Here is a 2,623-nt window from a genome sequence, read left to right on the forward strand (position 1 = left end):
TCATCGTCATGGGGGTCTCGGGCTGCGGCAAATCCACCGTGTCGCAGGCCTTGGCCCAGCACCTGGGCCTGGACATGCTCGATGGGGATGACCTGCACCTGCCCGAAAGCGTGGCCAAGATGCGGTCCGGCATTGCCCTTCAAGACATCGACCGCTGGCCTTGGCTGGACCGAATTGGCGGCCACTTGGCAGGTAGCCCTGACGAAGGCGCTTGTCTTGTGGTCGCCTGCTCGGCACTGCGCCACGCCTACCGCGACCGCATCCGTGCCTGCGCAGGCGAAGTCTGTTTTTTGTTCCTCAAAGGCGATTTCGAGCTGATCGCGCAGCGCATGCGCCAACGCGTCGGCCATTACATGCAGGCCGGCTTGCTCGACAGCCAGTTCCAGACACTGGAGACACCCGGCCCTGAAGAAACCGACGTGATCACCCTGAACATCACCGAGCCGGTTGAGGTTCTGGTCGAGCAGGCTCTGGCCGCCCTGCAAGAGCACCGCAGCCGCTTGGCGCTGCACAACCCTGTTTGATTTTTTGACACAAGGACTAGCATGTTCATCCGTTGCGCATTTTTTCAGGGCCAGGTCAAACCGGGGCTCGAAGACACATTCAACCGCTACATCCGCGACAACCTGGTGCCTTTGTGGACCCGCTTTCCGGGGGCCCAAGAAGTGCGCGTGCTTCGCCAAGTTGAAAGCGACACCCAGGACCCGCACTTTGGCATGGTGCTGGCCGTGCGCTACCCCAGCCGCGAGGCGATCGAGATCGCCTTGGCATCTGAAGTGCGCATGCAAAGCAAGGAAGTCTCCAAAGACATGATCGCCATGTTCGATGGCACCGTGTTCCACACCGTCTTCAGTGCCGAAGAATACGCGCTGCCCACCGATTGATGCGCCATTGACCCCCCACATTTCGCCATGAACGTTCTGGACAGCTTTCAACTCAAGGGCCGTCGCGCCCTGATCACCGGCTCCTCCGCCGGCATTGGCCTGGCGCTGGCCCAGGCGCTGGCGCAAGCCGGAGCCCATGTCATCTTGAACGGCCGCACCGCCAGTAAAGTCACTGCGGCGCAACAGGCCCTGCAAGCCGAGGGCTGGTCGGCCAGTAGCGCCGTGTTCGATGTGACCGAGTCCGACAGCGTGCGTGCGGCGGTGGACCTGATCGAGACCGAAGGCCCGATTGACATCTTGGTCAACAACGCGGGCATGCAGATTCGCGGTCCGTTGCATGAGTACCAAGACGCCGATTGGCACACGATCATGAAAACCAACCTGGACAGCGTGTATTACGTGGGCCAGGCGGTGGCCAAAAAAATGATTCCGCGTGGGCGCGGCAAGATCATCAACATCTGCTCGGTGCAAAGCGAGCTGGGCCGCCCCGGCATCGCGCCCTACACCGCCACCAAAGGCGCGGTGAAGATGCTGACCAAGGGCATGGCGATCGACTGGGGCCAGTTTGGCATCAACGTCAACGGCATTGGTCCGGGCTACTTCAAGACCGAGCTGAACCAAAAGCTCGTGGACGACCCCACTTTCAGCAGTTGGCTGGTGGGCCGCACGCCCAGCCGCCGCTGGGGCGATGTGCAAGACCTGGGCGGCGCGGTGGTCTTTTTGGCCAGCGACGCCTCACGCTTTGTGAACGGTCATATTTTGTATGTGGACGGCGGCGTGACCGCCACCCTTTGAACACCGCTTGTAAGGAAACAACCTATGAAATCCGTTGTCTGCCATTCGGCCAAAGACCTGCGCATCGAACACACCGAACTGCCCGCTTTGGGCGAAAACCAATTGCGCGTGAATGTGGCCTATGGCGGCATTTGCGGCTCGGACTTGCATTACTACCAGCACGGCGGCTTTGGTACCGTGCGCATCAAGCAACCCATTGCACTGGGGCACGAGGTCTCGGGCGTGGTCGAGGGTGTGGGCTCGGGTGTGAGCGGTGTGCCCCAGGGCCAGCGCATCGCCATTTCGCCCTCGCGCCCTTGCGGCCACTGCCGCTTTTGCCAAGCAGGCCAGCACAACCATTGCCTGAACATGCGCTTTTACGGCAGTGCCATGCCCTTCCCTCATGTCCAAGGCGCGTTTTCCGAGCAAATCATCATCGAGGGTTACCAAGCCCACCCGATTGCCGACCACCTGAGCCTGTCTGAAGCCGCACTGGCCGAACCTTTGTCGGTGGGCTTGCACGCCATTCAACGCGCAGGCAGTGTGCTGGGCAAGCAGGTCTTGGTCACAGGTTGCGGCCCGATTGGCTCGCTGCTGATTGGCGCTTTGCGCCGCGCTGGTGCCGCGCGCATCGTGGCGGCCGACATTGCCGATTTGCCGCTGAAGTGCGCCAAAGAGATGGGCGCGGACGAGACCATCAACCTCAAGACCCAGCCGGAAGCGCTGGACAAATACAAAGTGGACAAAGGCCAGTTTGACGCGGTTTTCGAAGCCTCGGGCAGCGAAGCCGCATTGCGCGTGGGCCTGGACACCATCGTGCCGCGTGGCGTGTTGATCACCGTGGGCATGGGTGGCGACATCAGCCTGCCCATGACGCAATTGGTGGCCAAAGAAGTGGACCTGCGCGGCACCTTCCGCTTCCATGCAGAATTTGCCACCGCCGTGCGCTTTTTGAACGAAGGCCT

The 2,623-nt window shown here is 61.5% G+C and carries 4 protein-coding genes; all 4 read left to right on the top strand.

All coding sequences use genetic code 11. The annotated features are described in order from the left end of the window. Nucleotides 1-2: 2 nt before the first annotated feature. A complete protein-coding gene (locus Q0341_RS03315; RefSeq protein WP_299510545.1) occupies nucleotides 3-524 on the top strand; it encodes a gluconokinase in 522 nt (173 codons plus the stop codon). 21 nt (nucleotides 525-545) lie between these two features. Further along, entirely contained in the window at nucleotides 546-884 is a 339-nt protein-coding gene (locus Q0341_RS03320; RefSeq protein ID WP_299510546.1) for a hypothetical protein, read from the top strand. A gap of 27 nt (nucleotides 885-911) precedes the next feature. Then, complete coding sequence (locus tag Q0341_RS03325; protein WP_299510547.1) at nucleotides 912-1,679, top strand: SDR family oxidoreductase; 768 nt, start codon at nucleotides 912-914, stop codon at nucleotides 1,677-1,679. A gap of 24 nt (nucleotides 1,680-1,703) precedes the next feature. Continuing rightward, nucleotides 1,704-2,623, top strand: a 920-nt coding sequence (locus Q0341_RS03330) for an L-idonate 5-dehydrogenase (RefSeq protein WP_299510548.1), incomplete at its 3' end; no start/stop codon positions are given.

Origin of the sequence: uncultured Limnohabitans sp. (assembly GCF_937889215.1) — a bacterium.
Classification (GTDB): domain Bacteria; phylum Pseudomonadota; class Gammaproteobacteria; order Burkholderiales; family Burkholderiaceae_C; genus Limnohabitans_A.